This is a genomic window from Streptomyces sp. NPDC014907 (genome assembly GCF_055562975.1).
Genome location: NZ_JBVHEG010000002.1, coordinates 159892 through 186684 on the forward strand (window position 1 = coordinate 159892; position 26793 = coordinate 186684).

Annotated in this window: 22 protein-coding genes and 1 pseudogene; 13 read left to right on the top strand and 10 right to left on the bottom strand. The window is 72.9% G+C overall.

The genetic code is table 11. From position 1 onward, the window contains the following. Nucleotides 1-10: 10 nt before the first annotated feature. Nucleotides 11-1285: an extracellular solute-binding protein gene (locus ACZ3IL_RS06105; protein WP_467387114.1), complete on the bottom strand. Its 1275-nt coding sequence runs from the start codon at nucleotides 1283-1285 to the stop codon at nucleotides 11-13. A 331-nt stretch (nucleotides 1286-1616) separates the two neighbouring features. Here ACZ3IL_RS06105 and ACZ3IL_RS06110 point away from each other — a divergent pair, with 331 nt between their 5' ends. Both ACZ3IL_RS06110 and ACZ3IL_RS06115 read left to right on the top strand, forming a co-directional pair. Further along, a complete protein-coding gene (locus ACZ3IL_RS06110; protein ID WP_467387116.1) occupies nucleotides 1617-2657 on the top strand; it encodes a LacI family DNA-binding transcriptional regulator in 1041 nt (346 codons plus the stop codon). Nucleotides 2658-2725: 68 nt separating this feature from the next. Beyond that, a complete protein-coding gene (locus ACZ3IL_RS06115) occupies nucleotides 2726-3631 on the top strand; it encodes a phosphatase PAP2 family protein (protein ID WP_467387118.1) in 906 nt (301 codons plus the stop codon). Between the two features lie 160 nt (nucleotides 3632-3791). Here the strand turns inward: ACZ3IL_RS06115 and ACZ3IL_RS06120 are convergent, their stop codons facing one another. Then, nucleotides 3792-6779, bottom strand: coding sequence for a bifunctional [glutamine synthetase] adenylyltransferase/[glutamine synthetase]-adenylyl-L-tyrosine phosphorylase (locus tag ACZ3IL_RS06120; RefSeq protein WP_467387120.1), 2988 nt, complete (start codon nucleotides 6777-6779; stop codon nucleotides 3792-3794). 276 nt (nucleotides 6780-7055) lie between these two features. Between ACZ3IL_RS06120 and ACZ3IL_RS06125 the strand changes: the two genes are divergently transcribed. Next, a complete protein-coding gene (locus ACZ3IL_RS06125) occupies nucleotides 7056-9179 on the top strand; it encodes a PIG-L family deacetylase (RefSeq protein ID WP_467387122.1) in 2124 nt (707 codons plus the stop codon). A gap of 143 nt (nucleotides 9180-9322) precedes the next feature. On the opposite strand, the gene ACZ3IL_RS06130 is transcribed toward ACZ3IL_RS06125, so the two are convergent. Then, nucleotides 9323-10567, bottom strand: a complete 1245-nt coding sequence (locus ACZ3IL_RS06130; protein ID WP_467387124.1) for a cytochrome P450 family protein — start codon at nucleotides 10565-10567, stop codon at nucleotides 9323-9325. Between the two features lie 386 nt (nucleotides 10568-10953). Here ACZ3IL_RS06130 and ACZ3IL_RS06135 point away from each other — a divergent pair, with 386 nt between their 5' ends. Then, nucleotides 10954-11385, top strand: coding sequence for a VOC family protein (locus tag ACZ3IL_RS06135; RefSeq protein ID WP_467387126.1), 432 nt, complete (start codon nucleotides 10954-10956; stop codon nucleotides 11383-11385). A 203-nt stretch (nucleotides 11386-11588) separates the two neighbouring features. On the opposite strand, the gene ACZ3IL_RS06140 is transcribed toward ACZ3IL_RS06135, so the two are convergent. The 4 genes and pseudogenes from ACZ3IL_RS06140 to ACZ3IL_RS06155 all read right to left on the bottom strand — a co-directional run bounded on the left by ACZ3IL_RS06140 (nucleotide 11589) and on the right by ACZ3IL_RS06155 (nucleotide 13533). Then, nucleotides 11589-12083 carry a GNAT family N-acetyltransferase gene (locus tag ACZ3IL_RS06140; protein WP_467387128.1) on the bottom strand — a complete coding sequence of 165 codons (495 nt, stop codon included), beginning with the start codon at nucleotides 12081-12083 and terminating at the stop codon, nucleotides 11589-11591. Nucleotides 12084-12169: 86 nt separating this feature from the next. Continuing rightward, entirely contained in the window at nucleotides 12170-12553 is a 384-nt protein-coding gene (locus ACZ3IL_RS06145; RefSeq protein WP_467387130.1) for a hypothetical protein, read from the bottom strand. A 59-nt stretch (nucleotides 12554-12612) separates the two neighbouring features. Next, a pseudogene (locus tag ACZ3IL_RS06150) lies at nucleotides 12613-12858 on the bottom strand (NUDIX hydrolase); the annotation flags it as partial. Between the two features lie 36 nt (nucleotides 12859-12894). Continuing rightward, nucleotides 12895-13533, bottom strand: a complete 639-nt coding sequence (locus ACZ3IL_RS06155; protein WP_467387132.1) for a DUF6461 domain-containing protein — start codon at nucleotides 13531-13533, stop codon at nucleotides 12895-12897. 598 nt (nucleotides 13534-14131) lie between these two features. On the opposite strand from ACZ3IL_RS06155, the gene ACZ3IL_RS06160 reads away from it, so the two are divergent. Continuing rightward, nucleotides 14132-14782 carry a hypothetical protein gene (locus tag ACZ3IL_RS06160; RefSeq protein ID WP_467387134.1) on the top strand — a complete coding sequence of 217 codons (651 nt, stop codon included), beginning with the start codon at nucleotides 14132-14134 and terminating at the stop codon, nucleotides 14780-14782. A 285-nt stretch (nucleotides 14783-15067) separates the two neighbouring features. On the opposite strand, the gene ACZ3IL_RS06165 is transcribed toward ACZ3IL_RS06160, so the two are convergent. After that, nucleotides 15068-16429, bottom strand: coding sequence for a glutamine synthetase family protein (locus ACZ3IL_RS06165; protein WP_388696341.1), 1362 nt, complete (start codon nucleotides 16427-16429; stop codon nucleotides 15068-15070). Between the two features lie 292 nt (nucleotides 16430-16721). Between ACZ3IL_RS06165 and ACZ3IL_RS06170 the strand changes: the two genes are divergently transcribed. The 5 genes from ACZ3IL_RS06170 to ACZ3IL_RS06190 all read left to right on the top strand — a co-directional run bounded on the left by ACZ3IL_RS06170 (nucleotide 16722) and on the right by ACZ3IL_RS06190 (nucleotide 21053). Beyond that, nucleotides 16722-17057, top strand: coding sequence for a hypothetical protein (locus ACZ3IL_RS06170; RefSeq protein ID WP_467387137.1), 336 nt, complete (start codon nucleotides 16722-16724; stop codon nucleotides 17055-17057). Between the two features lie 128 nt (nucleotides 17058-17185). Beyond that, nucleotides 17186-17863, top strand: a complete 678-nt coding sequence (locus tag ACZ3IL_RS06175) for a DUF3105 domain-containing protein (RefSeq protein ID WP_467387139.1) — start codon at nucleotides 17186-17188, stop codon at nucleotides 17861-17863. Beyond that, nucleotides 17860-18489 (top strand): DUF305 domain-containing protein, encoded by a 630-nt coding sequence (locus ACZ3IL_RS06180; RefSeq protein ID WP_467387140.1) that lies wholly within the window; start codon nucleotides 17860-17862, stop codon nucleotides 18487-18489. Before ACZ3IL_RS06175 ends, ACZ3IL_RS06180 begins: the two co-directional genes overlap by 4 nt. 128 nt (nucleotides 18490-18617) lie before the next feature. After that, a complete protein-coding gene (locus ACZ3IL_RS06185) occupies nucleotides 18618-19037 on the top strand; it encodes a CBS domain-containing protein (RefSeq protein ID WP_467387142.1) in 420 nt (139 codons plus the stop codon). A 255-nt stretch (nucleotides 19038-19292) separates the two neighbouring features. Beyond that, nucleotides 19293-21053 (top strand): NAD+ synthase, encoded by a 1761-nt coding sequence (locus ACZ3IL_RS06190; protein WP_467387144.1) that lies wholly within the window; start codon nucleotides 19293-19295, stop codon nucleotides 21051-21053. On the opposite strand, the gene ACZ3IL_RS06195 is transcribed toward ACZ3IL_RS06190, so the two are convergent. Continuing rightward, a complete protein-coding gene (locus tag ACZ3IL_RS06195; RefSeq protein ID WP_467387146.1) occupies nucleotides 21019-22254 on the bottom strand; it encodes an MFS transporter in 1236 nt (411 codons plus the stop codon). The two genes, ACZ3IL_RS06190 and ACZ3IL_RS06195, sit on opposite strands and share 35 nt — an antisense overlap. 205 nt (nucleotides 22255-22459) lie before the next feature. Next, nucleotides 22460-23476, bottom strand: coding sequence for an endonuclease/exonuclease/phosphatase family protein (locus ACZ3IL_RS06200; protein WP_467387148.1), 1017 nt, complete (start codon nucleotides 23474-23476; stop codon nucleotides 22460-22462). 443 nt (nucleotides 23477-23919) lie between these two features. Here ACZ3IL_RS06200 and panB point away from each other — a divergent pair, with 443 nt between their 5' ends. From panB to ACZ3IL_RS06215, 3 genes are all read left to right on the top strand, one after another. Continuing rightward, nucleotides 23920-24792 carry a 3-methyl-2-oxobutanoate hydroxymethyltransferase gene (panB, locus tag ACZ3IL_RS06205; RefSeq protein WP_467387151.1) on the top strand — a complete coding sequence of 291 codons (873 nt, stop codon included), beginning with the start codon at nucleotides 23920-23922 and terminating at the stop codon, nucleotides 24790-24792. Nucleotides 24793-24923: 131 nt separating this feature from the next. Continuing rightward, nucleotides 24924-25916 carry an ATP-binding cassette domain-containing protein gene (locus ACZ3IL_RS06210; protein WP_467387153.1) on the top strand — a complete coding sequence of 331 codons (993 nt, stop codon included), beginning with the start codon at nucleotides 24924-24926 and terminating at the stop codon, nucleotides 25914-25916. Continuing rightward, nucleotides 25913-26782, top strand: a complete 870-nt coding sequence (locus tag ACZ3IL_RS06215) for an ABC transporter permease (protein ID WP_467387155.1) — start codon at nucleotides 25913-25915, stop codon at nucleotides 26780-26782. The genes ACZ3IL_RS06210 and ACZ3IL_RS06215 overlap by 4 nt, the downstream gene beginning before the upstream one ends. The last annotated feature ends 11 nt before the right edge of the window (nucleotides 26783-26793 follow it).

The window sequence follows — 26793 nt, forward strand, 5'->3', positions numbered from 1 at the left end:
GCCTTCCTTCTTACTTCCAGTCCTTGAGGAGCTTGCGGTAGCGGTCGCCGACCGCCTTCGCTCCCGCCTCCGGGGTGGTCTGGCCGGTGAGCACCTTGGTGTACTCGACCTTGAGCGGCTCGAAGAGGCTGCCGCCCTCGGGAATCCAGGGGCGCTCGACGGCCTTGTCGACGACCGGCTTGAAGAAGGCGATCATCTCGTTGGTCGCGACGTCCGGCTTGATGTAGACGGACGAGCGGGTCGGGAGGAGGCTCAGCTCCTTCGTGACCTTCGCCTGGGACTCGGCCGAGGTCATGTACTCGACGAACGCGTAGGAGGCGTCGAGGTTCTTGGAGCCCGCGTAGACGGCGAGGTTGTGGCCACCCTGCGGGGCACCCTGGCCGGCCGAACCGGCCGGGACCGGGGCGATGCCCAGGTTGGCCTTGTCGGCGAACTCCTTGCCGGTGTAGGTGTCGGCCACGGCCCACGGGCCGTTGATCATCATGGCGACCTTGCCGTCCTTGAAGGCGGCCTGCATGTTGTCCCAGCCGTTGGTCGCGTCGGTGATCGCGGCCTTCGAGTCGACCAGGTCCTTGGCGGTCTTGAACGCCTTGACGCCGGACTCGTCGTCGACGGTGACCTTCTTCTGGTCGGCGTTGACCATGTCGCCGCCCTCGCCGTACAGGAAGGGCAGGAACCAGTAGGGGTCGTCGCCGCGCAGGTAGAGACCGGTCTTGCCGGTCTTCTCCTTGATCTTGGCGGAGGCGGTCTTCAGCTCGTCGATGTTCTTGGGGACCGCGACGCCGGCGTCCTTGAAGATCTTCTTGTTGTAGAAGATGCCCAGGGAGTCGATGACCTGCGGGACGGCGTAGGTCTTGTCCTTGTACTTGATGGAGGCGGCGGCCTGCTTGAGGAAGTCGTCGGTGTCCTTGAGGGCCGGGGTGCCGTCCAGCGGGGCCAGGTAGCCGAGGTCGGCGAACTCGGGGGTCCAGGCGACCTCGGAGCGGATGACGTCGGGAGCGCCGGAGCCGGACTGCGCGGCGTTCTTGAACTTGTTCTGCGCCTCACCGAAGGGCACGTTCACGTACTTGACCGTGACCTTGGGGTGCTTCTTGGTGAAGTCCTCGGCGAGCTTCTTGAAGACCTTGTCCTCGGAGCCGACCGTGGAGGTGTCCCACCAGGTGACGGTGCCGGAGAGCTCGCCCGAGCCCTTCGAGCCGCCGTTCGAATCGTTGCCGCTTCCGCACGCCGCCAGGGTCACGCCCAGGGCCGCGACCAGCGTGGTGGCCGCTATGCCACGCCGCATGTGAACTCCTTCAACTGATCCCGGGGGACGAGGGGCTGGAACCTTCCTCATGCGACCGCTCCCTCGCGGCGCTCCGGGTTGGCAGGAACGTAACAGGGATGAAAACGCGCCGAAAGACCTTGCGTGAATTTTCTGCAAGAGCCGAGGATCGTTACATCCGCGTGTCCCTAAGGTTGCCGACGGGCCGCTTGACAGGGGCGAACGCCCCCCTACCCGCCTCCCCGCGCCCGCAAGGCGGCCCGCAAGGGCTGCAAGTCCTTGCGGGAAGGGCCCGAGACGAGGGCGCCGGGCCGGTGGGCAATACGCGTCGTGACCGGTACAGTCCACTCCCATGACCGCGCGGCTCTCCGACATCGCAGCCCAGGCGGGGGTCAGTGAAGCCACAGTCAGCCGCGTGCTCAACGGAAAGCCCGGCGTGGCCACCGCCACCCGTGAATCCGTCCTCGCCGCGCTCGACGTGCTCGGCTACGAGCGGCCCGTGCGCCTGCGGCAGCGCAGCGCGGGGCTCGTCGGCCTCATCACCCCCGAGCTGGACAACCCGATCTTCCCCGCCCTGGCGCAGGTCATCGGGCAGGCGCTGACCCGGCAGGGATACACGCCGGTCCTCGCCACCCAGACCCCCGGCGGGTCCACCGAGGACGAGCTCACCGACATGCTGGTGGAGCGCGGCGTCGCCGGCATCATCTTCGTCTCCGGACTGCACGCGGACACGACGGCCGACATGACGCGCTACGACCAGCTGCGCGGCAAGGGCGTCCCGTACGTCCTCCTCAACGGCTTCTCCCCCAAGGTCCGGGCGCCCTTCGTCTCGCCCGACGACCGGGCCGCGATGCGGCTCGCCGTGACGCACCTGGCCTCGCTGGGGCACACCCGGATCGGGCTCGCGGTCGGCCCGAAGCGGTTCGTGCCGGTGCTGCGCAAGATCGAGGGCTTCCAGAAGGGCATGGAGGAGCGGCTCGGCCTCGGCCCCGAGGAGTCCGAGGAGCTGATCCAGCACTCCCTCTACACCCTGGAGGGCGGCCAGGCGGCGGCCGGGGCGCTGCTCTCCCGGGGCTGCACGGCCATCGTCTGCGCGAGCGACATGATGGCGCTCGGCGCGATCCGGGCGGCCCGGCAGCAGGGGCTCGACGTGCCGCGGGACGTCTCCGTCGTCGGTTTCGACGACTCCCCCCTCATAGCGTTCACCGATCCGCCGCTGACCACCATCCGGCAGCCCGTGCAGGCGATGGGGCAGGCCGCGGTCCGCGCGCTGCTCGAAGAGGTGGGCGGCACCCCGGCCCCGCACTCCGAGTTCGTCTTCATGCCCGAGCTGGTCGTCCGGGGTTCCACCGCCTCCGCGCCGTCCCCCCTCAGGCCTCCGACCTCCGACTGACCGGGTGCGCCCGGGACCCGACCGAGGGATGATCTGTCGGGGGCGGCCATCTGGCAGACTCTCTCCCCATGGGTGAAACGACCGTGAAGAGTGTGGACAACCGGACGACCCCGTCGTCACCCATCGCGGCCGGCGACAGGCCGTCGCGGCCGCGCGTCCCCCGGCGCCCCACGATCTGGTTCGAGATCCTGCTCATCGCGGTGAGCTACTGGACGTACTCCCTGGTCCGCAACGCGGTGCCGGAGCAGAAGGCCCAGGCCCTGCGGAACGCCGACTGGATCTGGCGGGCCGAGGAGTCCCTGGGGCTCGCCTTCGAGCACACCGTGAACCACGCCGTGAACTCGGTGACGTGGCTGATCGTGTCGATGAACTACTACTACGCGACGCTGCACTTCGTCGTCACCATCGGCGTGCTGGTGTGGCTGTACCGCCGGCAGCCGGGCCGTTACGCGGCGTTCCGCACGGTCCTGTTCGCCACCACCGGCGTGGCCCTGGTCGGCTACTACCTGTACCCGCTCGCGCCGCCCCGCCTCATGAACGGCCAGGACTTCGTCGACACGGTCCTCGTCCACCACACCTGGGGCTCGATGGCCTCGGGCAACCTCAAGCACGTGTCGAACCAGTACGCGGCGATGCCGTCGATGCACATCGGCTGGTCGCTCTGGTGCGGCCTGACGATCTTCCTGCTGGCCAAGGCGCCCTGGGCGCGCGTCCTGGGCCTGCTCTACCCGGCGGCGACGCTCGTCGTGATCGTCGCGACCGCCAACCACTTCTGGCTGGACGCGGTCGGCGGGATGGCCTGCGTGTCCTTCGGCTTCCTGGTCTCGTACTTCTGGTACGGCTCCCGGCCGCACCGGCTGCCGAAGCTGATCGGCCCCGCGGAGCCCGCCGGGGTCGTCGCCCACGGCGGTCCGCACCCGGGGACGGACCGCGGGACGGACGCGGAGCGACCGGTCGGCTCCGGCGGCCGCTAAGGCGCGTGCGCAAGTCCCGCCTGCCCGGCACGCACGTCCCGGAGCGTGCGCCCGGCCGTCCCCTCCGGGGCCGTCGGGTCCGTGAGCCCGTGCCGGGCCGGGGCGGCGGCGGGCGGGGCCGCCGCACCGGGGAGAGCCGGGGAGGGCGGGCGCCGGGGCCCTACGCCCCGTAGAACAGCTCCTCCACGACCGCGCGGGCCCGGCGGGTGATCCGGCGGTAGTCGTCCACCATCTCGCCGACGTGCCCCGACTCGTACCCCAGGTACCGGCCCACCGCCGCGAGCTCGCGCGGCTCCGTGGGGAAGGTGTCGCCGGGCCGGCCGCGCACCAGCATCACCGCGTTGCGGACACGGGTGGCGAGCACCCACGCCTCGTCCAGGGTCTGCGCCTCCTCCGCGGGGATGAGCCCGGCCGCGTGGGCGGCGGCCAGCGCCTCGCGGGTACGGGTCGTGCGCAGCCCCGGCTCGGACCGGCCGTGGCGCATCTGGAGGAGCTGGACCGTCCACTCGACGTCGCTCAGGCCGCCGCGCCCCAGCTTGGCGTGGAGCGTCGGGTCGGCGCCGCGCGGCAGCCGCTCGGACTCCATCCGGGCCTTGAGGCGGCGGATCTCGCGGACCGCGTCCTCGCCGAGCCCCCCGGCCGGGTACCGCAGCGGGTCGACGAGTTCGACGAACCTCTCGCCCAGGTCGCGGTCGCCCGCCACGTGCTCGGCGCGCAGCAGCGCCTGGCTCTCCCAGACGAGCGACCAGCGGCGGTAGTAGGCCTCGTACGACTTCAGGCTGCGGACCAGGGGGCCGCTCTTGCCCTCCGGCCGGAGGTCCGCGTCGATCAGCAGCGGCGGGTCGGCGGTGGGCAGCTGGAGGAGCCGCCGCATCTCCGTGACCACCCGGTTCGCGGCCCGGGCCGCCTCCTGCTCGTCCACGCCCTCGCGGGGCTCGTGCACGAACAGCACGTCGGCGTCGGAGCCGTACCCCACCTCGTGGCCACCGAAGCGGCCCATGCCGATGACCGCGAACCGGGTCGGCAGCTCGTCGCCCCATCCGGCGCGCACGGCGGCCCGCAGGGCGCCCGCGATCGTGGCCGCGTTGAGGTCGGTGACGGCCTCCCCCACCCGGTCCACGAGGGCGCCCGGGTCGGACTCGCGGGGGCTCTCCTCGGTGCCGTACGAGCCGATGAGGTCGGCCGCGGCGGTGCGGAACAGCTCCCGGCGGCGCACCCCGCGCGCCGCGGCGACCGCCTGTTCGGCGTCGTCCGCGCGGCCGACCGCCGCCAGGACCTCCTGTTCCAGGTGGCCCCGGTCGCGCGGCCTCAGGCCTTCCGGGTCGCCGAGGATCGCGACCGCCTCGGGGGCCCGCAGCAGCAGGTCGGGGGCGAGCCGGCCGGCGGAGAGCACCCGGGCGAGGTTCTCGGCGGCGGCGCCCTCGTCGCGGAGCAGCCGCAGGTACCAGGGGGTCTTGCCGAGGGCGTCGGAGACCTTGCGGAAGCCGAGGAGTCCGGCGTCCGGGTCGGCCGAGTCCGCGAACCAGCCGAGCAGCACGGGCAGCAGGGTCCGCTGGATCGCGGCCTTCCGGCTCACCCCGGAGGACAGCGCCTCCAGGTGGCGCAGGGCGGCGCCCGGGTCCGCGTATCCCAGCGCTTCGAGCCGCTGTCCGGCCGCCTTCGGGCTGAGCCGGATCTCGCCGGGGGCGAGCTGGGCCACCGCGTCGAGCAGCGGGCGGTAGAAGATCTTCTCGTGCAGCCGCCGGACGACGGCCGCGTGCCGCTTCCACTCCTTGTTGAGCGCGGCGACCGGGTCGGTGCGCAGGCCGAGCGAGCGGCCGAGGCGGCGCAGGTCGGTCTCGCCCTCGGGGACGAGGTGGGTGCGGCGCAGCCGGTAGAGCTGGATGCGGTGCTCCATGGTCCGCAGGAAGCGGTACGCCTCGTCGAGCTGGGCCGCGTCGGCCCGGCCGACGTAGCCGCCGGCGGCGAGGGCGGCGAGCGCGTCGAGGGTGGTGCCGCTGTGCAGGGTGGCGTCGCTGCGGCCGTGCACCAGCTGGAGGAGCTGGACGGCGAACTCGACGTCCCGAAGGCCCCCGGGGCCGAGCTTCAGTTCGCGGTCGATCTGGGCGGCCGGGATGTTGTCGACGACCCGGCGGCGCATCCGCTGCACGTCGGGGACGAAGTTCTCGCGTTCGGCGGCCTGCCAGACGAGCGGCGAGACGGCCTCGATGTACCGCGTGCCCAGCTCCGGGTCGCCGGCGACCGCGCGCGCCTTCAGGAGGGCCTGGAACTCCCAGGTCTTCGCCCAGCGCTGGTAGTAGGCGAGGTGGGAGGAGAGGGTGCGGACGAGGGGGCCGTTGCGGCCCTCCGGGCGCAGGTTGGCGTCGACGGGCCAGATGACCCCCTCGACGGTGGTCTCCGAGCAGATCCGCATCAGGTGGGAGGCGAGCCGGGTCGCGGCCCTGATCGCCTCCCCCTCGTCGGCCCCGTCGACCGGTTCCCCGACGAAGATCACGTCCACGTCGGAGACGTAGTTCAGCTCGTGGCCGCCGCACTTGCCCATCGCGATGACCGCGAGCCGGCACCGGGCGGCGTCCTCGGGCGCGCCGGCCTCCGCCATGGCGAGCGCGGCGCGCAGGGTCGCCGTCGCCAGGTCGGCGAGTTCGGCGGCGGTCTGGGCGACGTCGGTGGTGCCGCACACGTCGCGGGCCGCTATGGCGAGCAGGCAGCGGCGGTAGGCGACCCGCAGCGCGACCGGGTCGGCGGCGCCGGCGAGGCGCCGTTCGAACTCCTCGACCCCCGGGTGCAGATCGGTCGCCTCGTAGGTGACCAGGGTCTCCCAGTCGCGGGGGTGGCGGGCCAGGTGGTCGGCGAGCGCCTCCGAGGCGCCGAGCACCCCGAGGAGCCGGTCCCGGAAGGGCTTGGCGGAGAGCAGCGTGGAGGTGAAGGTGTGCCGCTCGGCGTCGGGCTGCGCCTCGACGAGCCAGACCAGGCCGCGCAGGGCGAGGTCGGGGTCGGCGGTGGCCCCGAGGGCGTCGAGGAGCACGGGGTCGCCGCGCAGTTCGGACAGCTCGGGCACGTCGAGCAGCCGCTCGGCCCCGGAGGGGTCGGTGAATCCGTGCCGCAGCAGGCGTGTGAACGTACTGCTCCTGCGTCCGGGCACCGTCATTCCGCCGCTCCCTCCGAACAGGTCCGAGACGGGTCCGAGCCCTGGGGCCGACCCGGGAGTTCGAGCCTATCCGGCGCGGGGCGCGGTGGCGCCACGGCCCTCGGAACAGAGTCGGACACACGTGACATCCCGCACATTGGTGGCTTTTCGCGGTGAGTAAACCGTATTTCTTGAAAGTCCGTCTACCTGATCGCGAGACCCGCCCATCCGTTCGACCGGCACACCCCGCCGGGGCTCGCCCGCCCGTCCGACCTCTCGAAAGTGCGTTGCCGACCCATGCCCACCCGCCTTCGCCGTTTCCGCCGCTCCGCCCTCCGGTCCCGCCGCAGGGCGACCGTGACCGTGGTCACCGCCGCCCTGCTGGGCGCCGCCGCCGCGGGAGCCCTCACCATGACGGGAACGCCCGAGACGGGAGAGGCGCACGCGGTCTCCGAGCCGCGCGGGGCCCGGGCCGTCCCGGAGGCCGAGGTGCCCGCGAAGGGCGCGGCGCACCCCGCCCTCCGGGGCGTCCGGCCGTCCGAGATACGCGTGAGGCCCGCGCGGACCCCCGCGGCCCCGGTCTCGGTGGTGCAGGTCGTCGCGCACCCGGACGACGACCTGTTCTTCATGAACCCCGACATATCCCAGTCGCTGCGCTCCGGCAGCCCCCTGACCTCCGTCTACCTCACCAGCGGCGAGTCGGACGGAGTCAACTCGCGCCTGCGCCGGCCCCGGCTCGAACCCGACAAGGCGGGCTACGCCGAGGCGCGGCAGAACGGCATCCGGGCCGCGTACGCCGAGATGGTGACCGGCAAGAGGACCAGCCCGTGGACCCGGACGGCGATACCCACGGCCGGCGGCGGATGGGCCGAGCTGGACACCCTGCGGGCGAAGCCCCAGGTCAAGCTGGTGTGGCTGCAGATACGCGAGGCCGGCTCCATCAGCGGCAACCGCCCGTACAGCCTCAACGGCCTCTGGAACGGCCGCATCACCAGGCTCACGTCCCAGCGCTCCGTCGGCACCCCGGTCCCCGCCGACTTCACGTACACGAAGGAACAGGTCGTCGCGACGCTGACCGGCCTCCTGGAGCGCTTCCGGCCGACCTTCGTCCGGATGCAGGACCCGAGCCCCGGCAAGGACCCGAAGACGGGGAAGCTGTGGGACCACCAGGACCACCTCTACGGGGCGCGGTTCACGCAGGCGGCCCTGGCCCGGTACGCGAAGAAGCCCGGCCGGCCGCACGTCGGCGTGCAGAACTACCTCGGCTACCCGACCAGCACCCTGCCGCACACCCTCGACCCCGAGGCGGCGGGCACGAAGCTGAAGACCCTGAAGACGTACGCGTGGATGGACGAGGTCAGGGACTGCGGGACCCTCGCGGGCTGCGGTGACCTGAAGGTGGCCGCGCGGCCCGCCGGGCGGGGCTGGACCAAGACCGTCCGGTACGCCCGGGGCACCTCCACCTCCTGGGTGCAGAAGGACCCGGCCGGCGGCCTCCACGCCTTCTCCGTCCTGGACGGACGGCTCGCGGTCTGGCGGAAGGCGGCGGACGCCACCGCCTGGCGGGGCCCGGAGCTGCTGCCCGGCGACGGCATCGACAGCGGGATCACCTCCGTGACCCTGCCCGACGGCCGCATCTCCGTCTACGGCACCCGGACGGTGCTCGTGAACTACCGCCGGGAAGTGGTGAGCACGACCCAGAAGACGCCGGGCGGCGCCTTCGGCCCGTGGCGCCCGCTCGGCACGCCCGAGCGGAACGACGTCACGGGCACCTCGGACATCAGCGCGCCCGCCGTGACCGTGGGCACCGACGGCCGGGCGTCCCTGTTCCTGCGGAACAGCCGCCACCAGCTCACCGTCCGCGAGCAGCGCGCCGACGGCGGCTGGGGACCGTGGCGCCCCCTGGGGGGCACGGGCGTGACCGGCGACCCGGTGGCGGCGACGGACGCGGCCGGACGCGGATACGTCTTCGCGAGCACCCCGAAGACCGTCCTGACCTGGGCGCAGCGATTCCCCGGCGGGCCGGTGACGGGCCCGGTGCGGACCGGCCTGCCCGCGACGACGCTGGCGCTGAGCGCGACCGCGCTGCCGGACGGCGACGGGGTGCGCCTCTGGTTCCGCAAGCCGGCCTCCGGCGACCTGCGGAGCGCCGACTTCAAGGGACCGAACCCGGTCGCCCCGTTCGCCGAGCTCCCGGGCACCGGGGTCGCCGGCTTCGGCCCGGTGAGCGGCGGCGACGGCATCCTCGCGGTCCGCTCCCGCACCGGCTTCCTGGCGACCGCCTCGTACGGCAGGACGGGGGCGCGGCCGATGTGGACGCTGGACCCGTTCCTCTTCTCGGGGGCGCCGGACGCGCGCACGGAAGGCGTCGCGGCGATCGGCCTGGACGGCCGGCTGCACTGGACGCCGGCGGGCCACTGAGCGGAGCGCGGAACCGTACCACCGGGGTCCGGCGTCATGCGCCGGGCCCCGGTGCGTGATCCCGGGCGCCGGGCCCGGGGTCGGGCGTCAGGCGTCGGGCGTCAGGCGTCGGGCGTCAGGCGTCGGGCGTCAGGCGTCGGGCGTCAGGCGTCGAGGAGGACGGGAAACGCCTCCAGGTCGTTCTGCGTCATCACGGGAAGCCTGCGCAGGGCGGAGTCCGGCACCGCGAGCCGCAGACGGGGGAAGCGGGCGAAGAGGGCGGGCAGGGCGATGCCGGCCTCGACGCGGGAGAGGGCCGCGCCGGGGCAGATGTGCGGGCCGTGCCCGAACGCCATGTGCCGGGCGGGCGCGGGCCGGGTGACGTCGAACGCGTCGGCGCCGTCGCCGTGCCGTCCGGTGTCGCGCCCGATCGCCCGGTAGGAGACGACCACGCCCTCCCCCTCGGGAATGACGTCGTCCCCCACCTCGACGTCCTCGGTGGCGAACCGCATCAGGAGGTGGGTGGTCGGGGTGTCCCACCGCAGGGTCTCCTCGATCACGGCCTCCCAGGGGACCTCCCCGTCCAGGACCTTCCCCAGCTGACCGGGGTGGGCGAGGAGGGCCCGCACGGCGTTGAGGACGAGCCCGATCGTGGTCTCGTGCCCGGCGGCGACCATCGCCTTGAGGTTGCCGGCCACCTCCTCCTCGGTCAGCGGCCCGCCGCCCCCGTCGGCGAGGAGGAGCGCGGAGGTCAGGTCGTCCGCGGGCCGCGCGGCCTTCTCGCGGACGAGTCCGGCGTAGAAGGCGTCCAGGTCGGCCAGGAGGGCGAGCCGTTCGTCCTGCGGGGTGAGCACGGAGAAGAACTTCTTGTACTGACGGGTCAGCATGGCGTTCTCGGCGGGGTCGACGCCCATCAGCATGCCGACGACCCGCATCGGAAGCGGCTGCGCGAACACGGACTTGAGGTCGACGACGGCCCCGTCACGGCCGCCCTCGGCCAGCGCGTCGAGGAGTTCGGCGGTGAACCCCTCGACGGCGGGGCGCATCGCCTCCAGCCGGCGGGGGGTGAGCGCCTGGGAGATGTGGGCGCGCAGCCGGCGGTGCTCGTCGCCGTCGACCGTGAACATGGACCGTCCGGCGTCGATCATCCCGATGAGCGGCCACGCGTGCGTCACCTCGCCGCTCCGCCACAGGCTCCAGGCGTCGAGGTCCTTCACCAGGCGGGGGTCGACCAGGAGCCGCCGGGCGTCGGCGTGCCGGGTGACGGCGAGGGCGGGCACGCCCAGCAGGTCGATCCGGGCCAGCGGCCCGGCGTCGCGCAGCCGCGCCGTCTCGCCGTCGAGGTCCCGGACCATCGGGTCGACGACGACGGTCCCTCCGGTCCGGGCGGCGGTGTGGGGACATGTCACGGGAGGCTCCTGTCGTACGGGCGGGACGGTGCGGTGCGGACGGGGAGCGGCGTGCGTTCCGCGCGGAAAGGCGGCGGGAGCGGCGCGGGCCCGGCGGGAGGAGGGCGCCCCACGGGCCCCGGACTCCCGGCCCGGTGGCCGGAAGTGCCGCGTTCGCGTGCTCAACGCGGGCTCACTATAGGGGCGTTGCGCGTCCAGGGGGCCCACGGTCGCGGCCGGTTCTTCCCGTCGTACGGAACGAAGGGGGACGTACCGGGAGACGGGCCGGAACGAACGGCGGCCGGAGGGGCCGCACCGGCGGGTCGGCGTGTGCGGAGGCCGTTCCCCGGGCGAGGGTGGGGCCGACCCCGCGGAAACCCCCGGCGGAGGACGGAGAGAGGAACCTCATGAACTGGACACTGGAAGTCGTCCCGGTCCCGGTCACCGACGTGGACCGGTCGAAGGAGTTCTACGGCGAGAAGTGCGGCTTCACCGTCGACCTGGACGCCGAGGTCGCCCCCGGCGTGCGGATCGTCCAGGCGACCCCGCCGGGCTCGCGCTGTTCGATCACGCTGATGAGCGGGATGCCGGTGATGCCGGGCGCGAAGGAGACGCCCCCGGGCGGCCTGCACGGCCTCCAGCTCTGCGTCACGGACATCGAGGCGGCGCGGAAGGAGCTGGTGGACCGGGGCGTCGAGGTCTCCCCGGTGATGCACGTCGGCGCGACGGGCTGGGAAGAGGGCAGGGGCGCCACCTGGAACTCGTTCATGACCTTCGAGGACCCGGACGGCAACGGCTGGGTGGTCCAGGAGGCCCCGTCGGAACTGCCGGAACGCTGAACCGGGCGGGGCCGGGGAGGCCGGGAGCGTACGGGACGTGGGTCCGGGGGCTGTACGGGGGGACTTGGCCCCCCGGGCCGTACGGGAGACCTGGCCCCCGGAGCCGTACAGGACATGGGACCCGGGAACCCCGGGCGGCCGGAGGGGTCCCGAAACCCCCGGGGTCCGTGCGGACCCGGGCGCCCCGGCCGGGCGGGCGGGCCTCAGAACCCCAGGTAGAAGTGCCGGAGTTCGGCGTCCTCCGCGACGCACCGCATCCCGGCGGCCTCCATGACCCGGTGCGAGGCCGGGTTGTCCAGGCCGGCGTCGCCCTTCACCCCGGCGACGCCGGCCACCCGGGCCACCTCGACGAGCGCCCGCAGCGCCTCGGAGGCGTACCCGTTGCCCCGTACGCCGGGCGCGAGCCCGTATCCCACGGTCACGACCCCGATCTCGTCGGGCGGCCCGTGGAACCCGATCCCGCCGACGGCGGCGCCCGTGTCCCGGAGCCGTATCTCGTACGGCCGGAAGACTCCCGGGTCCCCGCGTTCGGCGACCCCCCGCAGGAAGCCGGCGCAGGCGCGGACGTCACCGTCCTGGGGATACCCGTCGCCCCACCGGGCCCCGGCCGGGGGCGTCCGGGAGACGATCCGCTCGGCCTCCCCGACGGTCAGCGGGTGCAGCAGGAGCCGGGCGGTGGTGACGGGAGGGATCTTCATCCCGGAAGTGTGAACGCCCGCCCGCGCACCGGACAATGGCTTTTACCGGCGCGGGAGCGGCACCGCGCGGGCCGGGACGGGCGCGGTCACCGCCGCCGGGCGGGCCGGGACGGGCGCGGCTCCGACGGCTCGATCCGCCCGAGTGCCTCCGCGAGCGGAACTCCGGTCCGCGCGGCGGCGATGCGCCGGGCCCGCACCTGGGCCCGCGTCCGGGGCCGGAACTTCGGCTCCCGTCCGCACCCGCACGCCTCGAACCCCTCGTAGCGGAGTCCGGCCCCGAGGACCACCGCGACGACCGACCACGCCTTCCGGTTGCCGCGCCGGGGCGCCGCGAAGTCGTGTCCGGCGCACAGCATCGGCTCGGAGCAGCGGGGACACGGGGGCGCGGCACCATGGGAGTACCGCTTGAAGCTGACGCGGCAGGAGACGCACGCGTAGTGCAGCTTGTAGTAAGAGGCGTACGTGCACACGTCCCGGACGGTATTGACGGGCCTCGGCCAGGTCCACCGAATAACCGCCGCTCACCGTTCTACGCGACGAACCGCCGCCCGTCATGGGCGCGCATATGGGGCCCGCCCCCGTCGACGGCATCGAGGAGCCGCACGGCGTACACCTCGGCCATCCGCTCCCGGACCTCGGCGGGAGTGAGTCACTCGACGGCGGTGGCCCCGTCGGAGGTCCGTTCGCCCCCGCCCGCGGGCCGGCAAAGGAACACCAGGGCGACGATCCCCCGGGCGAGGTTCTTGTGGACCCCGGTGGGCTGCCCGACCCCGACCCGGTTACTCATGTGCGGAAGCCCAGGAGGGCCCCCTTACCCGGTCTCCAGGGCCACGGAGGGAAGCGGCTCCTCCAGGACCCGGGCACGGGGCAGGGAGAGACCGAAGTGGCGTTCCAGAACGTGTAGTGAGGTGCGGTGGACGTCCCGGGGAGGAAGGCTCTCGTCGGGCAGGCCGGCCTCCGCGAGCAACCGCTCGACATGCGGGGCGACGCCGGGGTCCCCCTCCACACCGGCGGAGCCCCACGAGCGGTCCAGGTGGAGGTTGAGGTCGCACATGACGCGCCCGTCGTGGAAGTACCGGAAGAACGGCGGTACCGGCTTGCCGTTCTCCTCCTCGAACTCCAGGTGGAAGACGTGGGCACCGCCGCGCGAGACGGGCTCCAGGCCCTCGAACTCGCCCTGCCAGAGCCCGTACATGACGGCGAAGACCCACGTGCCGTCCCGGCCGAGACGCAGAGCCGTCTCCTCGGAGTCGTACGCGTCCTCCAACTCCTCGATCAGGTCCGCGCCGGTCAGCTCGCCCAGCGGACGCACGGTACGCCGGTCCCCGTACACCGCCTCCGCGAGCCGGGACACCAGCTCCTCCTCGCCCACACCACGCGTCAACAGCACGCTGTAGCCGCCGTAGGCGATCGCCCGGGGAGCGGCGAGCCAGGTCATTCCGTCGGTCATGCCGTCATTGTGGCCCGCTCCGGTGGGGGCCGGGCCCACGGGGCGGGCGGCCCGCGCCCCGGGCCGCCCCCGGTGTCCGGGACGGTCTTCTTCGGCATGACGCCCGGTCGGCAACGGACGGCGCGGGAGAGACGGTCCCCGGTTCGCCCGGGCCGGCGTGCGCGGCAGGCAGGTCGGCCCTGATCACCTCGCGCAGAGCCTTGCGCTCCGCCCACAGATCAGCGGCATAACGTTCCCGGGCGGCTTCCGGATCAGCGGCGGTCCCCTCGGGCCATGGTTCCATTGCCCCCGAGGGCCGCGCGCTACCGGTCGTTCGATCGAACTCACCGAGCTGCGGATGCCTACGACCTACGGGGGAATGCTGGAGGGCTATCCGTGCCGGCACGTCAACGACATGAAGGTCAACGGCCTCCTGCGACAGGCCGAGCATGGGTTCTCCTTCGCGCCGGTTCCTCTCGTTCCGCCCTCCCGCGAGTACCCGGACGAGACCGCCGGCGCCTTCGGGCCCGCCGACCGAGGGCTATGGGCCGTCAAAAACCGTGCCTCATAAGGCAGTTATAGACGAGACACCCTTGCGGACCGGCCCTACGCTGGAGCCATGGCCACCGATCCCTTGCTGAGACAAGGCCCCGACTCGACGGAACTCGTCCTGCGCGCGGGGCCGGCCGGGCGGGTGTGGAACGCGCTGATGTCGGTGGGGCCGGCGCTGCTCGTTCCGCTCGCCCTGGGTGTGCCGACCCTGATCGTCGCCTTCTGGATGGCGATGGCCGGGGCGCGGGCGTCGACCGTGTTCGTGGTGGTGGGGGTGATCGTCGGGCTGGAGTATCTGATCGGCTGGCCGGTGACGGCCCTTTCCCGGGCCCGGGACATCCTGCGGGTGGAGTTCGCGCCGGCCGGTGCGCCCGCGTCCCTGCGGCTGGTCCGGGCCGCCGGGCCGGACGCCTGGCTGCCCGTCACGACCCTGCGCGAGGTGTGGCTGACGCACAAGGTGGTGGAGCCGTACCAGGGGGACTACAAGCCGGCCGTCTCCACGCTCGCGCTGGAACTCGTCCTAGGGGGTGCCCGGGAGCGGATCGAGATCCCGTTCGGCGGCGACTCGCGACGGCTCGCCGACGCGTTGAAGGATCTGCTCGTCCCGGCTGGGGTTGTGGTGCTGCTGCGTACCGAGCGCAGCACGCGCGAACGGCCGCAGCCCCACTCCCGCTGGACCTCGGGCGGTTCGGCCTCGGCCAACTCGGGTGGCGGCTGAGCCCGGTCGCCCGTGGCGCTCCCCGACCGGGAGTGCCCGCCGACGCGACCGGCGGCGGGCGGTGCGGGGCAGCCTGCCGCGACCCGGGTGCGTGGAGCCGCCGGGTCGACCATCGCGGGCGTTCGCCGGCTCCGGGGCGGCGGCACTGGACGGCCTCTACGAGGGCCCGGTTCGACGTCTGACGGCCCAGGGACGGCCCCGGCCGAGCAGGACGGCCGAGGGCCGACGGTTCACGACCGTCGGCCCTCAGTCCCAGTTCCAGGCTCTACCCGCCCTGACCCGCGCCTACAGCACCGGCAGGTTCTTCCGCAGCTCGAACGCGGTGACCTCGGAGCGGTACTCCTCCCACTCCTGCTTCTTGTTGCGCAGGAAGAAGTCGAAGACGTGCTCGCCCAGGGTCTCCGCGACCAGTTCGCTCTTCTCCATCAGGGCGATCGCCTCGCCGAGGTTCTGCGGGAGGGGTTCGATGCCCATCGCGCGGCGTTCCGAGTCGGAGAGGGCCCAGACGTCGTCGTCGGCGCCGGCCGGGAGTTCGTAGCCCTCCTCGATGCCCTTGAGGCCGGCGGCGAGGAGGACCGCGTAGGTCAGGTACGGATTGGCGCCCGCGTCGATGGAGCGGACCTCGACGCGGGAGGAGCCCGTCTTGCCCGGCTTGTACATGGGGACGCGGATGAGGGCCGAGCGGTTGTTGTGGCCCCAGCAGATGTACGAGGGGGCCTCGCCGCCCGAGCCGGCGGTGCGGGAGGAGCCGCCCCAGATGCGCTTGTACGAGTTGACCCACTGGTTGGTGACGGCGGAGATCTCGCCGGCGTGCTTCAGGAGGCCCGCGATGAAGGAGCGGCCCACCTTGGAGAGCTGGTACTCCGCGCCCGACTCGTAGAAGGCGTTCCGGTCGCCCTCGAAGAGGGAGAGGTGGGTGTGCATGCCCGAACCCGGGTACTCCGAGAACGGCTTGGGCATGAAGGTGGCCTGCACGCCCTGTTCGAGGGCCACCTGCTTCATGACCAGGCGGAAGGTCATGATGTTGTCGGCGGTGGAGAGCGCGTCGGCGTAGCGGAGGTCGATCTCCTGCTGGCCCGGTGCGCCCTCGTGGTGGGAGAACTCCACCGAGATGCCCATCGATTCGAGCATCGTGATGGCCTGGCGGCGGAAGTCCATGCCGACGTTCTGCGGCGTGTGGTCGAAGTAGCCCGAGTTGTCGGCCGGGGTGGGCCGGGAGCCGTCGAGCGGCTTGTCCTTCAGGAGGAAGAACTCGATCTCGGGGTGGGTGTAGAAGGTGAAGCCCAGGTCCGAGGTCTTGGCCAGGGCCCGCTTGAGGACGTAGCGCGGGTCCGCGAAGGACGGGGAGCCGTCCGGCATCAGGATGTCGCAGAACATCCGGGCCGTGCCCGGGGCCTCCGCGCGCCACGGCAGGATCTGGAAGGTGCCCGGGTCCGGCTTGGCGATCATGTCCGACTCGTAGACGCGGGCGAAGCCCTCGATGGCGGAGCCGTCGAAGCCGATGCCCTCGTCGAAGGCCTGCTCCAGTTCGGCGGGGGCCACGGCCACCGACTTGAGGAAGCCGAGCACGTCGGTGAACCACAGGCGCACGAAGCGGATGTCGCGCTCTTCGAGCGTACGGAGCACGAATTCCTGCTGCTTGTCCATTTCCACACCCATCCTCGCTGGTCAGGCCGCCTGATCCCACCGCCTCGGGTTCATCGGGGGGCACCTGAGCATCCCACCACATGGTTTCGCGCACGTTGCACACCCATAGTGCCCGCTCGGCCGTGGCCCGGGTAACGGGGGAGGGCCTGATCCGGGCCCCCGTTTCCCCCTTCCCCGCCCGGCCGCCGGTACCCGCCGGTACCCCGTTCGGCCCACGGAGGGCCTTCGCCCACTACGATCTGCGCCCATGGGGGGCCCGCGGCTCGTACGCCCGTTCCGGCACGCACGTCCCATGGCACTGGTGAGTGCCGTGGCGACGCTCCTCGCCGCGCTCTTCTTCTGTTCCGGGACGGGTCCGGAGGACCGTCACGGGGCGGCCGGGGAGCAGCGGGCGCGGGCGGTGACCGCGGTCTCCGCCGAGTACGTCTGTCCTCACGACCGGGGCGGCTGCTCCCTCTTCCCCTCCCCCTCCCCCGCGGTGCTCGGCGCGCCCCCGCTCGATCCCCCGCTCCACGCGACGGACGGGCTCCCGCGCCTCGCCCCGGTCTCCGGCGACGGGCCGGCGCGCCGTTCGGGCGTCCGGCCGCGCGCGCCGGACCTGCACGTCCTTCAAGTTCTCCGGACATAGCGGCGGCGGGCCCCGCCCCCGCCGCACGTCCGTCCCCGGACTCCGCCCGTTCCCGAAGAATCCCCGAAGAACTCCCGGGACCTTTCCCGAGGCCTCCCGAAGACTTCCCGAAGAAGGACGACACCACCATGGCCGCCAACCGTTCCGCCACCGCCGACCGCCGTGCCCGAATAGAGGAGATGCGCCGCGCCGAACAGGCCCGCGAGCGCCGCAACCGTCTGATCACCATCGGCGTCGCCGCCGTCGTCGTGCTGGGCCTCGTGGGCTTCGGCTCCGTCGTCCTGATGAAGAAGTCCGACGAGCGGGAGAAGAAGGAGGCCGCCGCCAAGGCCCCGATCTCCGCCGAGAAGAGCTGGGACCCGGCCAAGCTGGGCCGCAACCACGTCGAGACGGCCGTGAAGTACGACATGAAGCCGCCGGTCGGGGGCGACCACAGCCCGGTCTGGATGAACTGCGACGGCGACGTCTACACGAAGGCGATCCCCGAGGTGAACGCCGTCCACTCGCTGGAGCACGGCGCCGTCTGGGTGACGTACAACAAGAAGGCCCCCGAGGGCGACGTGAAGAAGCTGGCCGCCAAGGTCGGCAGGACCAAGTACTCGCTGATGAGCCCCGTGGACGACCAGGCGGGCGCGATCACGCTGTCCGCCTGGGGCAAGCAGGTGACCGTGGACGGGGCGGACGACCCGCGCGTGGACGCCTTCTTCACCAAGTACGTGCAGGGGCCGCAGACCCCGGAGCCGGGCGCCGCCTGCACGGGCGGGCTCGACGCGAGCGGCGCGGGCGGCGCGGGGATGGGACAGTGAGGGTCGGCCGCACGCAGGGCGCGGCGGTCGCCGCCGTCGTCCTCGCGCTGCTCTTCGCCGGGGGCGCCGTCACCGTCGCCTCCGCGGACCGCGACGAGGCCCCCGCCACGCCCGTCTCCACGTCGGCGGACGCCGGTTTCGCCCGGGACATGGCGGTCCACCACCAGCAGGCCGTCGAGATGTCGTTCATCGTCCGGGACCGGACGAAGGACGAGGCCGTGCGCCGGCTCGCGTACGACATCGCCAACACGCAGGCCAACCAGCGGGGCATGATGCTCGGCTGGCTCGACCTGTGGGGGCTGCCCAAGAACGAGTCCGGCGTCGAGCCGATGACGTGGATGGGCATGGGCGGTTCGGGCGGCACCGGCCCGCTGGACGGGGCGCTCATGCCGGGCATGGCGACCAAGACGCGGATCGAGGAGTTGCGGAGGGCGGAGGGCCGGGAGGCCGAGGTCCTGTACCTGAAGCTCATGACCGAGCACCACAGGGGCGGGGTCCACATGGCCGAGGGCTGCGTCCGGAAGTGCTCCGTGGGCGCCGAACGGGCGCTCGCCCAGGGCATGGTCGACGCGCAGAAGTCCGAGATCCTGCTGATGGCGGACATGCTGAAGGAGCGCGGGGCCTGATCGTCCGGACCCCGCACGGCTCCACGGCCCCCGTGACCCGCTGCGGTCGCGGGGGCCGTGCCGTGCGCCGACAATGAGGGGGACTCGGGGACTCGTACGACGACGTTCGACGAAAGGCACGCGACCCCATGACCACGGCGAAGGACATCATGCACTCCGGGGCCCGGTGGATCCCGGCCCACGAGACGCTCGACCGCGCCGCGCAGCTGATGCGCGACCTGAAGGTGGGCGCGCTGCCCATCGCCGACGAGAACGAGCGGCTCTGCGGCATCATCACGGACCGCGACATCGTCGTCGGCTGTGTGGCCATGGGCCACGACCCGGCCAAGGTCACGTGCGGCGAGATGGCCAAGGGCACTCCGCGCTGGGTGGAGGCGGGCGCGGACGTGGGCGCCGTCCTGGAGGAGATGCAGAGCCACCGGATCAAGCGGATTCCCGTCATCGAGGACAAGCGGCTCGTCGGCATGATCAGCGAGGCCGAGCTGGCGCAGCACCTGTCGGACGAGCAGATCAAGGCGTTCTGCATGAGCGTCTACGCCGAGTCCTGACGCACCGGTGCCGGCGGCCCGGCCCCGGGCGGGCGGGCCCGGACCCGAGCCCGAACCCGGACGCGGGCCCGAACCCCGCCGGTGGCCCCGCCGCCGGCTCCCTGCGCCGGTTCCCTCCGGGGGCTCTCTCCGGGGCCCTCGGGGCCCGGAGAACGGCCCGGACCTCTTCGTCCGGGCCGTTCCCCTGCGTCCGGTCCCTGTGCCGGGCTTCTCGTTCCCCCCCCATAGCGTCGGTTTGACGATTAGACTGGGCGGGTGCCTCAACTACGTCTCGCCCTCAATCAGATCGACTCGACCGTCGGCGACCTCACCGGGAACGCCGAGGCGATCGTGCACTGGACCCGGCACGCCGTCGGGCAGGGCGCGCACCTCGTCGCGTTCCCCGAGATGGCGCTGACCGGATACCCCGTCGAGGACCTGGCACTGCGCTCCTCCTTCGTGGAGGCGTCCCGGACCGCCCTGCGCGCGCTCGCCCGGCGACTGGCCGACGAGGGGTTCGGGGAGGTGCCGGTGGTCGTCGGGTACCTCGACCGCTCGGAGCGGGCGAGGCCGGGGCCCGGCCTGCCCGCCGGGTCGCCGGAGAACGCCGCGGCCGTCCTGCACGGAGGCGGGGTGGCGCTGCGGTTCGCCAAGCACCACCTGCCCAACTACGGCGTCTTCGACGAGTACCGCTACTTCGTGCGGGGCGACACCCTGCCGGTCGTCCGGGTCCACGGCGTCGACGTGGCCCTGGCGATCTGCGAGGACCTGTGGCAGGAGGGGGGCCGGGTGCCGGCGGCGCGCACCGCGCGGGCGGGGCTGCTCCTGTCGGTGAACGCCTCGCCGTACGAGCGGGACAAGGACGACACCCGGCTCGAACTGGTCCGCGCGCGGGCCCGTGAGGCGGGGTGCGTCACGGCCTACCTGGCGACGACCGGGGGCCAGGACGAGCTGGTCTTCGACGGGGACTCGATCGTCGTGGACGCGGACGGCGAGGTGATCGCGCGGGCCCCGCAGTTCGTCGAGGGCAGCGTGGTCCTCGACCTGGAGCTGCCGGCGTTCGACCCCGGGGCCCCGGAGGGCGAGGTGGACGACGGGCTGCGGATCGACCGGGTGGTGCTCTCCGGGGAGCCGCTGCCCGCGTACGAGCCGGAGCTGACGGGGGGCGTCGCGCACCGCCTGGAGGACGACGAGGAGGTGTACTCGGCGCTCGTCGTCGGACTGCGCGCGTATCTCGCGAAGAACGGTTTCCGTTCGGTCCTGGTCGGCCTCTCGGGCGGCATCGACTCGGCGCTCGTCGCGGCGATCGCCTGCGACGCGCTCGGGGCGGAGAACGTGTACGGGGTGTCGATGCCGTCGAAGTACTCCTCCGGGCACTCGCGCGACGACGCGGCCGAGCTGGCGCGCCGGACCGGGCTCCACTTCCGCACGGTGTCCATCGAGCCGATGTTCGACGCGTACACGGGCGCGCTCGACCTCACCGGGGTCGCGGAGGAGAACCTCCAGGCCCGGCTGCGCGGGACGGTCCTGATGGCGCTCTCCAACCAGGAGGGACACCTGGTGCTCGCCCCGGGCAACAAGTCCGAGCTGGCGGTGGGGTACTCGACGCTGTACGGCGACGCCGTCGGCGCGTTCGGGCCCCTCAAGGACGTCTACAAGTCGGACGTCTTCCGGCTGGCGCGCTGGCGGAACCGGGCCGCCGTGGAGCGGGACCGGACGCCGCCGATCCCGGAGCGCTCGATCTCCAAGCCGCCCAGCGCCGAGCTGCGTCCGGGCCAGGTGGACACGGACTTGCTGCCGGACTACGAGGTCCTGGACGGCATCCTCGCCCTGTACGTGGACCGGGACCGGGGGCGGGACGAGATCGTGGCCGCCGGGTACGACGAGGAGCTGGTGGCGCGGACGCTGCGGATGGTGGACGCGGCGGAGTACAAGAGGCGCCAGTACCCGCCGGGCACCAAGATCTCGGCGAAGGGCTTCGGCAAGGACCGGCGCCTCCCGGTCACGAACCGCTGGCGGGAGTCCCCCGCCGGCTGACGGCCGGCCCGGCCGCCCGGGAGGGGCTTCCCGTCACGACGCGGGAGGCCCCTTCCGGCGCCCGGCGGTCGAGCAGGCCCGCCACCACCGCGACCACCAGGCCGGCGGCGGTGAGGGCGGCGCCGACGAGGGCCGGGGAGGTCCAGCCCCAGCCGGCGGCGACGGCCGCGCCGCCCGCCCAGGCGCCGCCCGCGTTGGCGAGGTTGAAGGCCGAGTGGTTGGAGGCGGAGGCGAGCGTCGGCGCGTCCTTGGCCTTGTTCATGACCAGCATCTGGAGCGGGGTGGTGGTCATGAAGCCGACCGCGCCGAGCACCACGACCGTGACCAGGGCCAGCCAGGGCACGTGGACGGTGAGGCGGAAGGCCACCAGGGCGAGGACGAGGGCGGCGAGCGAGCCGTACAGGGTGGGGCGCGGCGCCCGGTCGGTCAGGGGTCCGGCGGCGAGCGCGCCGCCGGTCATCCCGAGGCCGAAGAGGGCGAGGACGAGCGTGACGGCGGAGTCGCCGAAGCCCATCACCTCGGTGGTCATCGAGGCGAGGTACGCGTAGACGGCGAAGACGCCCGCGAAGCCGAAGACGGCGGTGAGCAGGCCGAGCAGCACCTGCGGGCGGCCGAGGGCGCGCACCTCGCGGCCCAGGCCCCGCCGCTCGTCGAAGGGGACGTGCGGGACGAGGCGGGCGAGCGCGGCCACGGCGAGCAGGCCGATCACGGAGACCACCAGGAAGGTGGCCCGCCAGCCGAGGTGCTGGCCGAGGAGGGTCGCGGCCGGTACGCCGAGGATGTTGGCGACGGTGAGGCCGAGGAACATGGTGGCCACGGCCCGCGCCTGCCGTCCCTCGTGGACCAGGCGGGCGGCGACGACGGCGCCGAGGCCGAAGAAGGCGCCGTGCGGGAGGCCGGCGAGGACCCGGGCCGCGACGAGCCAGCCGAAGCCGGGGGCGAGGGCGGAGGCGAGGTTGCCGACGGTGAAGAGGGCCATCAGCAGGAGCAGCATCCGCTTGCGCGGGACGCGGGAGCCGAGCGCGGTGAGCAGCGGGGCGCCGACGACCACCCCGATCGCGTACGCCGAGACGAGGTGTCCGGCGGTGGGGACGGAGGTGCCGAGGTCGCCGGCGACCTCGGGCAGGAGGCCCATCATCACGAATTCGGTGGTGCCGATGCCGAAGGCGGAGACGGCGAGCGCGAACAGCGCCAGGGGCATGGGGAAGCCTTTCCGGAAAATAGTTCTTCTGCGGAACAAAGTGTCCCGCACGCCGTGTTCCCGGAGACTTCGGGGGGATGAAGGGGAGGTTCCGGAACGGGGCCGGGCGAAGGCCCCGCGCGGGGTCCGTACGGGCCCCGCCGGAGCCCGGCGCGGGGCCGGGGCACGGGGCCCGGCGCGGGGTCCGGCGCGCCCGGGGGCGGGCTCAGAGCCGCACGCGGGCCGCGATCGGGAGGTGGTCGCTCCTCGTGGCGGGCAGCGCCCAGGAGGAGACGGGCTCGACGTTCTTGACCATGATCTGGTCGATGCGGGCCATCGGGAACGAGGCCGGCCAGCTGAAGCCGAAACCGTCGCCGGCGGCGCCCTGCGTGGAGCGGAGCTGCGAGGTCACGGCCGTGAGGGCGCGGTCGTTCATGGTGCCGTTGAGGTCGCCGAGGAGGACGATCCGCTCGCGCGGATCGTGGGAGATGGCCTCGCCGAGCGCGTTGGCGCTGGTGTCGCGCTGGCTGGCGGTGAAGCCCGCGTCCATCCTGACCCGCACGGAGGGCAGGTGGGCGACGTACACGGCCAGCTCGCCCTTCGGGGTCACGACGGAGGCCCGCATGGCGCGGGTCCAGCCCATGTGGATGTCCACGGGCTGCGCGGCGCGCAGCGGGAGCTTGCTCCAGAGCCCGACGGTGCCCTGGACGGAGTGGTACGGGTAGGCCTCGGCGAGGCCCTTCTCGTAGACCGGGACCATGTCGCCCCTCAGCTCCTCCAGGGCGAGCACGTCGGCGCCGGACCCGGCGAGCTGCCGGGCGGCCCCCTCGGGGTCCGGGTTGTCGGCGTTCACGTTGTGGGTGGCCACGGTCAGGTCGCCGCCGGAGGACGACTTGTCGGCGACGAGGCCGCCGAAGAGGTTCAGCCACACCGCGCCCGGCAGCAGCAGGGCGATCAGCGCGGTGGCGGACCGGCGGAGCAGGGCGAGGACGAGCAGGAGCGGCAGGAGGAGGCCGAACCAGGGCAGGAAGGTCTCCGTGAGGCTGCCCAGGTTGCCGACCCGGTTGGGGACCTCGGCGTGGAAGACCATCAGGAGGGTGAGGGCGAGGGAGGTCAGGGCGAGCAGGATGCCCCGGCGCCAGACGCCCCGGTCCCGGCGGAGCCGGGCGAGGGCGGTCCGGAAGCGGGAGCGCCCGCCGTCCGTGCCGTCGTACTCGGTCTCCGTCATGTCCACCCGCGTCATCGCCTGTCCTCACTGCCTTGCCGCCGTGCGCCGTACTGCCTCGCTGCCGCGCCCCGATCCGACCCTAGGCGATCACGGGACGGCAGCACTCCCCCAGGGACGACGGCCGTGCGTGGCGAGTTCCTGCGGGGGGCCGGTACGGAGCGGTTGTGACAGAACGCGCACATTCGTACGGGTCCGTGCCCCGGTGCCGGGGCACGGGGAGGCGCCCCCGCCGGCGCGCCTCGCGGGCTCCCGCCGTCCCCGGCGGCGGAGGCGGGGCCGGGGCCTCCGCCGCGGTGCCCGGGGCGCGGCCCGGCCGGTGCGGGCCCCGGGCACCGCGGCGGCGGTGTGAACAGCGCCACTGCGGCCCACTTCCCCCTCCGCCCGCCGAAGTGCCACCATGGATGCGGTCCGGGGACGCCGTGAGGGCGCCTCGAGATGACGACAAGGAGCCGTTCGCCATGACGCTTCAGGCTGCCCGGAAGACGCCCGCCGACCACGGCGGCAGCGACAAGTCGCTGTACGGGGGGAAGGGCACCCGCCGCATCACCGTCCACGACATCGCCGCCGCCAAGGCGCGCGGCGAGAAGTGGCCCATGCTCACCGCCTACGACGCGATGACCGCCTCCGTCTTCGACGAGGCCGGCATCCCCGTGATCCTCGTCGGCGACTCGATGGGCAACTGCCACCTCGGCTACGACACCACCGTGCCCGTCACGATGGACGAGATGACCCTGCTCTCCGCCGCCGTCGTGCGCGGGACCCGGCGGGCCCTCGTCGTCGGGGACCTCCCCTTCGGCTCGTACCAGGAAGGACCCGTCCAGGCCCTGCGCAACGCCACCCGGCTCGTCAAGGACGCCGGTGTCGGCGCGATCAAGCTGGAGGGCGGCGAGCGCTCGCTGCCGCAGACCGAACTGCTCGTCCAGGCCGGCATCCCCGTCATGTCCCACCTGGGCCTCACCCCGCAGTCCGTCAACACCATGGGCTACCGGGTGCAGGGCCGCTCCGACGAGGCCGCCCACCGGCTGCTCCGCGACGCCAAGGCCGCGCAGGACGCGGGCGCGTTCGCGGTCGTCCTGGAACTCGTGCCGGCCGAGCTGGCCGCTGAGGTCACCCGTTCGCTGAACATCCCGACCATCGGCATCGGCGCCGGCGCCGGAACCGACGCGCAGGTCCTCGTCTGGACCGACATGGCCGGTCTGACCGGCGGCAAGGTGCCGCGCTTCAGCAAGCAGTACGCGAACCTCCGCGAGACGCTCGGCGACGCCGCGCGCGCCTTCGCCGAGGACGTCTCCGGCGGGGCGTTCCCCGCCGAGGAGCACACCTTCCACTAGGAACCCAGGCCGGTGGCACCTCCGGGAAATCCGGGAGCCGCCGCACCGCGACAGCCCGCCGACCGCGCGTGTCGGCGGGCTGTCGGCCGTCTGTCGGGGGACTGTCGGTGGCGTCCTGTTTCCTGGTGGACATGACGCGATCACACACCAACGCCGTCGAGGTACGGGGCCTCGTGAAGCACTTCGGCGCGACGAAGGCCCTCGACGGGGTCGACCTGGACGTCCGGGAGGGCACGGTCCTCGGGGTCCTCGGCCCCAACGGCGCCGGGAAGACCACCCTCGTCCGCTGCCTGTCCACCCTGCTCGTCCCGGACGCCGGGACCGCCTTCGTCGCCGGTTACGACGTGGTGCGCCAGCCCCGCCAGCTGCGCCGCACCATCGGCCTCACCGGCCAGTACGCCTCGGTCGACGAGAAGCTGTCCGGCTGGGAGAACCTCTACATGATCGGGCGGCTGCTCGACCTCTCCCGCAAGGACGCCCGGAGCCGCGCCGACGAGCTCCTGGAGCGCTTCTCCCTCACCGAGGCCGCCAAGCGGCCCGCGATGGACTACTCGGGCGGCATGCGCCGGCGGCTCGACCTCGCCGCCTCGATGATCGGGAACCCCGCCGTCCTGTACCTGGACGAGCCGACGACCGGCCTCGACCCCCGCACCCGCAACGAGGTCTGGGACGAGGTGCAGCGGATGGTCTCCGAGGGCGCCACGGTCCTGCTCACCACCCAGTACATGGAGGAGGCGGAACAGCTCGCGAGCGAACTGACCGTCATCGACCGCGGCAAGGTCATCGCCAGCGGCAAGGTGGACGACCTCAAGGCCCGGGTCGGCGGCCGCACCCTGAAGGTGCGCCCGGCGGACCCGGCCGACCTGACCGCCATGGCCGCCGCGCTCCGCGAGACCGGTCTCGACGGCGTCGCCGGTTCGACCGTCGTCACCGACGAGGGCGCGCTGTACGTGCCGATCCTCGCCGACGAGCAGCTGACCGCCGTCGTGGGCCTGCTCGGCGCGCGCGGCTTCGGCATCGCCCACATCGGCACCCACCTGCCCAGTCTGGACGAGGTGTTCCTGGCGATCACCGGCCAGAAGACGTCCGCGTCCGACGCGCTCCCCGAGGAGGTCGCCGCATGAGCGCCACCACCACGACCACACCGCTCTCCAAGCCCCCCGCGGACGGCCCGGACACGGGCGCGGACCGGGTCCGGGCGCTGCCCGACGAGGGCCGGATCGGCCTGCGGGCCAACCTGCGCCACATCGGCGCCCTGGCCCGCCGCAACGCCCTCCAGATCAAGCAGGACCCGGAGTCGATGTTCGACGCCGTCCTGATGCCGATCATCTTCATCCTGCTGTTCGTGTACGTCTTCGGCGGCGCGATCGCCGGCAAGGGCAACAACGACGCGTACGTCAACTACGTGACGCCCGGCCTGATGGCGATGATGGGCATGAACATCGCGATGGCCGTCGGGGTCGGCATCAACGACGACTTCAAGAAGGGGGTCATGGACCGCTTCCGGACGATGCCGATCGCCCGGTCCTCCGTACTGATCGCCAAGATCGTCGTCGAGGTCGGCCGGATGCTGGTCGCCACCGCGATCCTGCTCGGCATGGGCTTCCTGCTCGGCCTGGACATCAAGACCTCGGTCCTCGGCCTCCTCGCCGCGATCGGCCTGTCGATGGTCTTCGGCGCCTCGCTGATGTGGATCTTCATCCTGCTCGGGCTCACCGTGAAGACGGCGCAGGCCGTCCAGGGGATGGCCATGCTGGTCCTGATGCCGCTCCAGTTCGGTTCGTCGATCTTCGCCCCGCCGACCTCGATGCCCGGCTGGCTGGAGACCTTCACCGACTACAACCCGCTCTCCAACCTCGCGGACGCCGCGCGGAACCTGGTCAACGGCGGACCGGTCGCCCACTCGGTGTGGATGACGCTCGGCTGGTCGGTGCTGATCACCGTCGTCACGGCGCCCCTCGCGGTCTCCAAGTTCCGCCGGAAGACCTGAACCGGCCGGCG

What these genes read in the sequence shown, in the direction of transcription:
- ACZ3IL_RS06125 (WP_467387122.1), top strand. Translation starts at nt 7,056, where the DNA reads ATGCCCACCCGCCTTCGCCGTTTCCGCCGCTCCGCCCTCCGGTCCCGC.
- ACZ3IL_RS06195 (WP_467387146.1), bottom strand. Translation starts at nt 22,254, where the DNA reads ATGCCCCTGGCGCTGTTCGCGCTCGCCGTCTCCGCCTTCGGCATCGGC.
- ACZ3IL_RS06115 (WP_467387118.1), top strand. Translation starts at nt 2,726, where the DNA reads ATGGGTGAAACGACCGTGAAGAGTGTGGACAACCGGACGACCCCGTCG.
- ACZ3IL_RS06105 (WP_467387114.1), bottom strand. Translation starts at nt 1,285, where the DNA reads ATGCGGCGTGGCATAGCGGCCACCACGCTGGTCGCGGCCCTGGGCGTG.
- ACZ3IL_RS06135 (WP_467387126.1), top strand. Translation starts at nt 10,954, where the DNA reads ATGAACTGGACACTGGAAGTCGTCCCGGTCCCGGTCACCGACGTGGAC.
- ACZ3IL_RS06210 (WP_467387153.1), top strand. Translation starts at nt 24,924, where the DNA reads ATGACGCGATCACACACCAACGCCGTCGAGGTACGGGGCCTCGTGAAG.
- ACZ3IL_RS06140 (WP_467387128.1), bottom strand. Translation starts at nt 12,083, where the DNA reads ATGAAGATCCCTCCCGTCACCACCGCCCGGCTCCTGCTGCACCCGCTG.
- ACZ3IL_RS06215 (WP_467387155.1), top strand. Translation starts at nt 25,913, where the DNA reads ATGAGCGCCACCACCACGACCACACCGCTCTCCAAGCCCCCCGCGGAC.
- ACZ3IL_RS06155 (WP_467387132.1), bottom strand. Translation starts at nt 13,533, where the DNA reads ATGACCGACGGAATGACCTGGCTCGCCGCTCCCCGGGCGATCGCCTAC.
- ACZ3IL_RS06165 (WP_388696341.1), bottom strand. Translation starts at nt 16,429, where the DNA reads ATGGACAAGCAGCAGGAATTCGTGCTCCGTACGCTCGAAGAGCGCGAC.
- ACZ3IL_RS06120 (WP_467387120.1), bottom strand. Translation starts at nt 6,779, where the DNA reads ATGACGGTGCCCGGACGCAGGAGCAGTACGTTCACACGCCTGCTGCGG.
- ACZ3IL_RS06175 (WP_467387139.1), top strand. Translation starts at nt 17,186, where the DNA reads ATGGCCGCCAACCGTTCCGCCACCGCCGACCGCCGTGCCCGAATAGAG.
- panB (WP_467387151.1), top strand. Translation starts at nt 23,920, where the DNA reads ATGACGCTTCAGGCTGCCCGGAAGACGCCCGCCGACCACGGCGGCAGC.
- ACZ3IL_RS06185 (WP_467387142.1), top strand. Translation starts at nt 18,618, where the DNA reads ATGACCACGGCGAAGGACATCATGCACTCCGGGGCCCGGTGGATCCCG.
- ACZ3IL_RS06160 (WP_467387134.1), top strand. Translation starts at nt 14,132, where the DNA reads ATGGCCACCGATCCCTTGCTGAGACAAGGCCCCGACTCGACGGAACTC.
- ACZ3IL_RS06170 (WP_467387137.1), top strand. Translation starts at nt 16,722, where the DNA reads ATGGCACTGGTGAGTGCCGTGGCGACGCTCCTCGCCGCGCTCTTCTTC.
- ACZ3IL_RS06200 (WP_467387148.1), bottom strand. Translation starts at nt 23,476, where the DNA reads ATGACGCGGGTGGACATGACGGAGACCGAGTACGACGGCACGGACGGC.
- ACZ3IL_RS06110 (WP_467387116.1), top strand. Translation starts at nt 1,617, where the DNA reads ATGACCGCGCGGCTCTCCGACATCGCAGCCCAGGCGGGGGTCAGTGAA.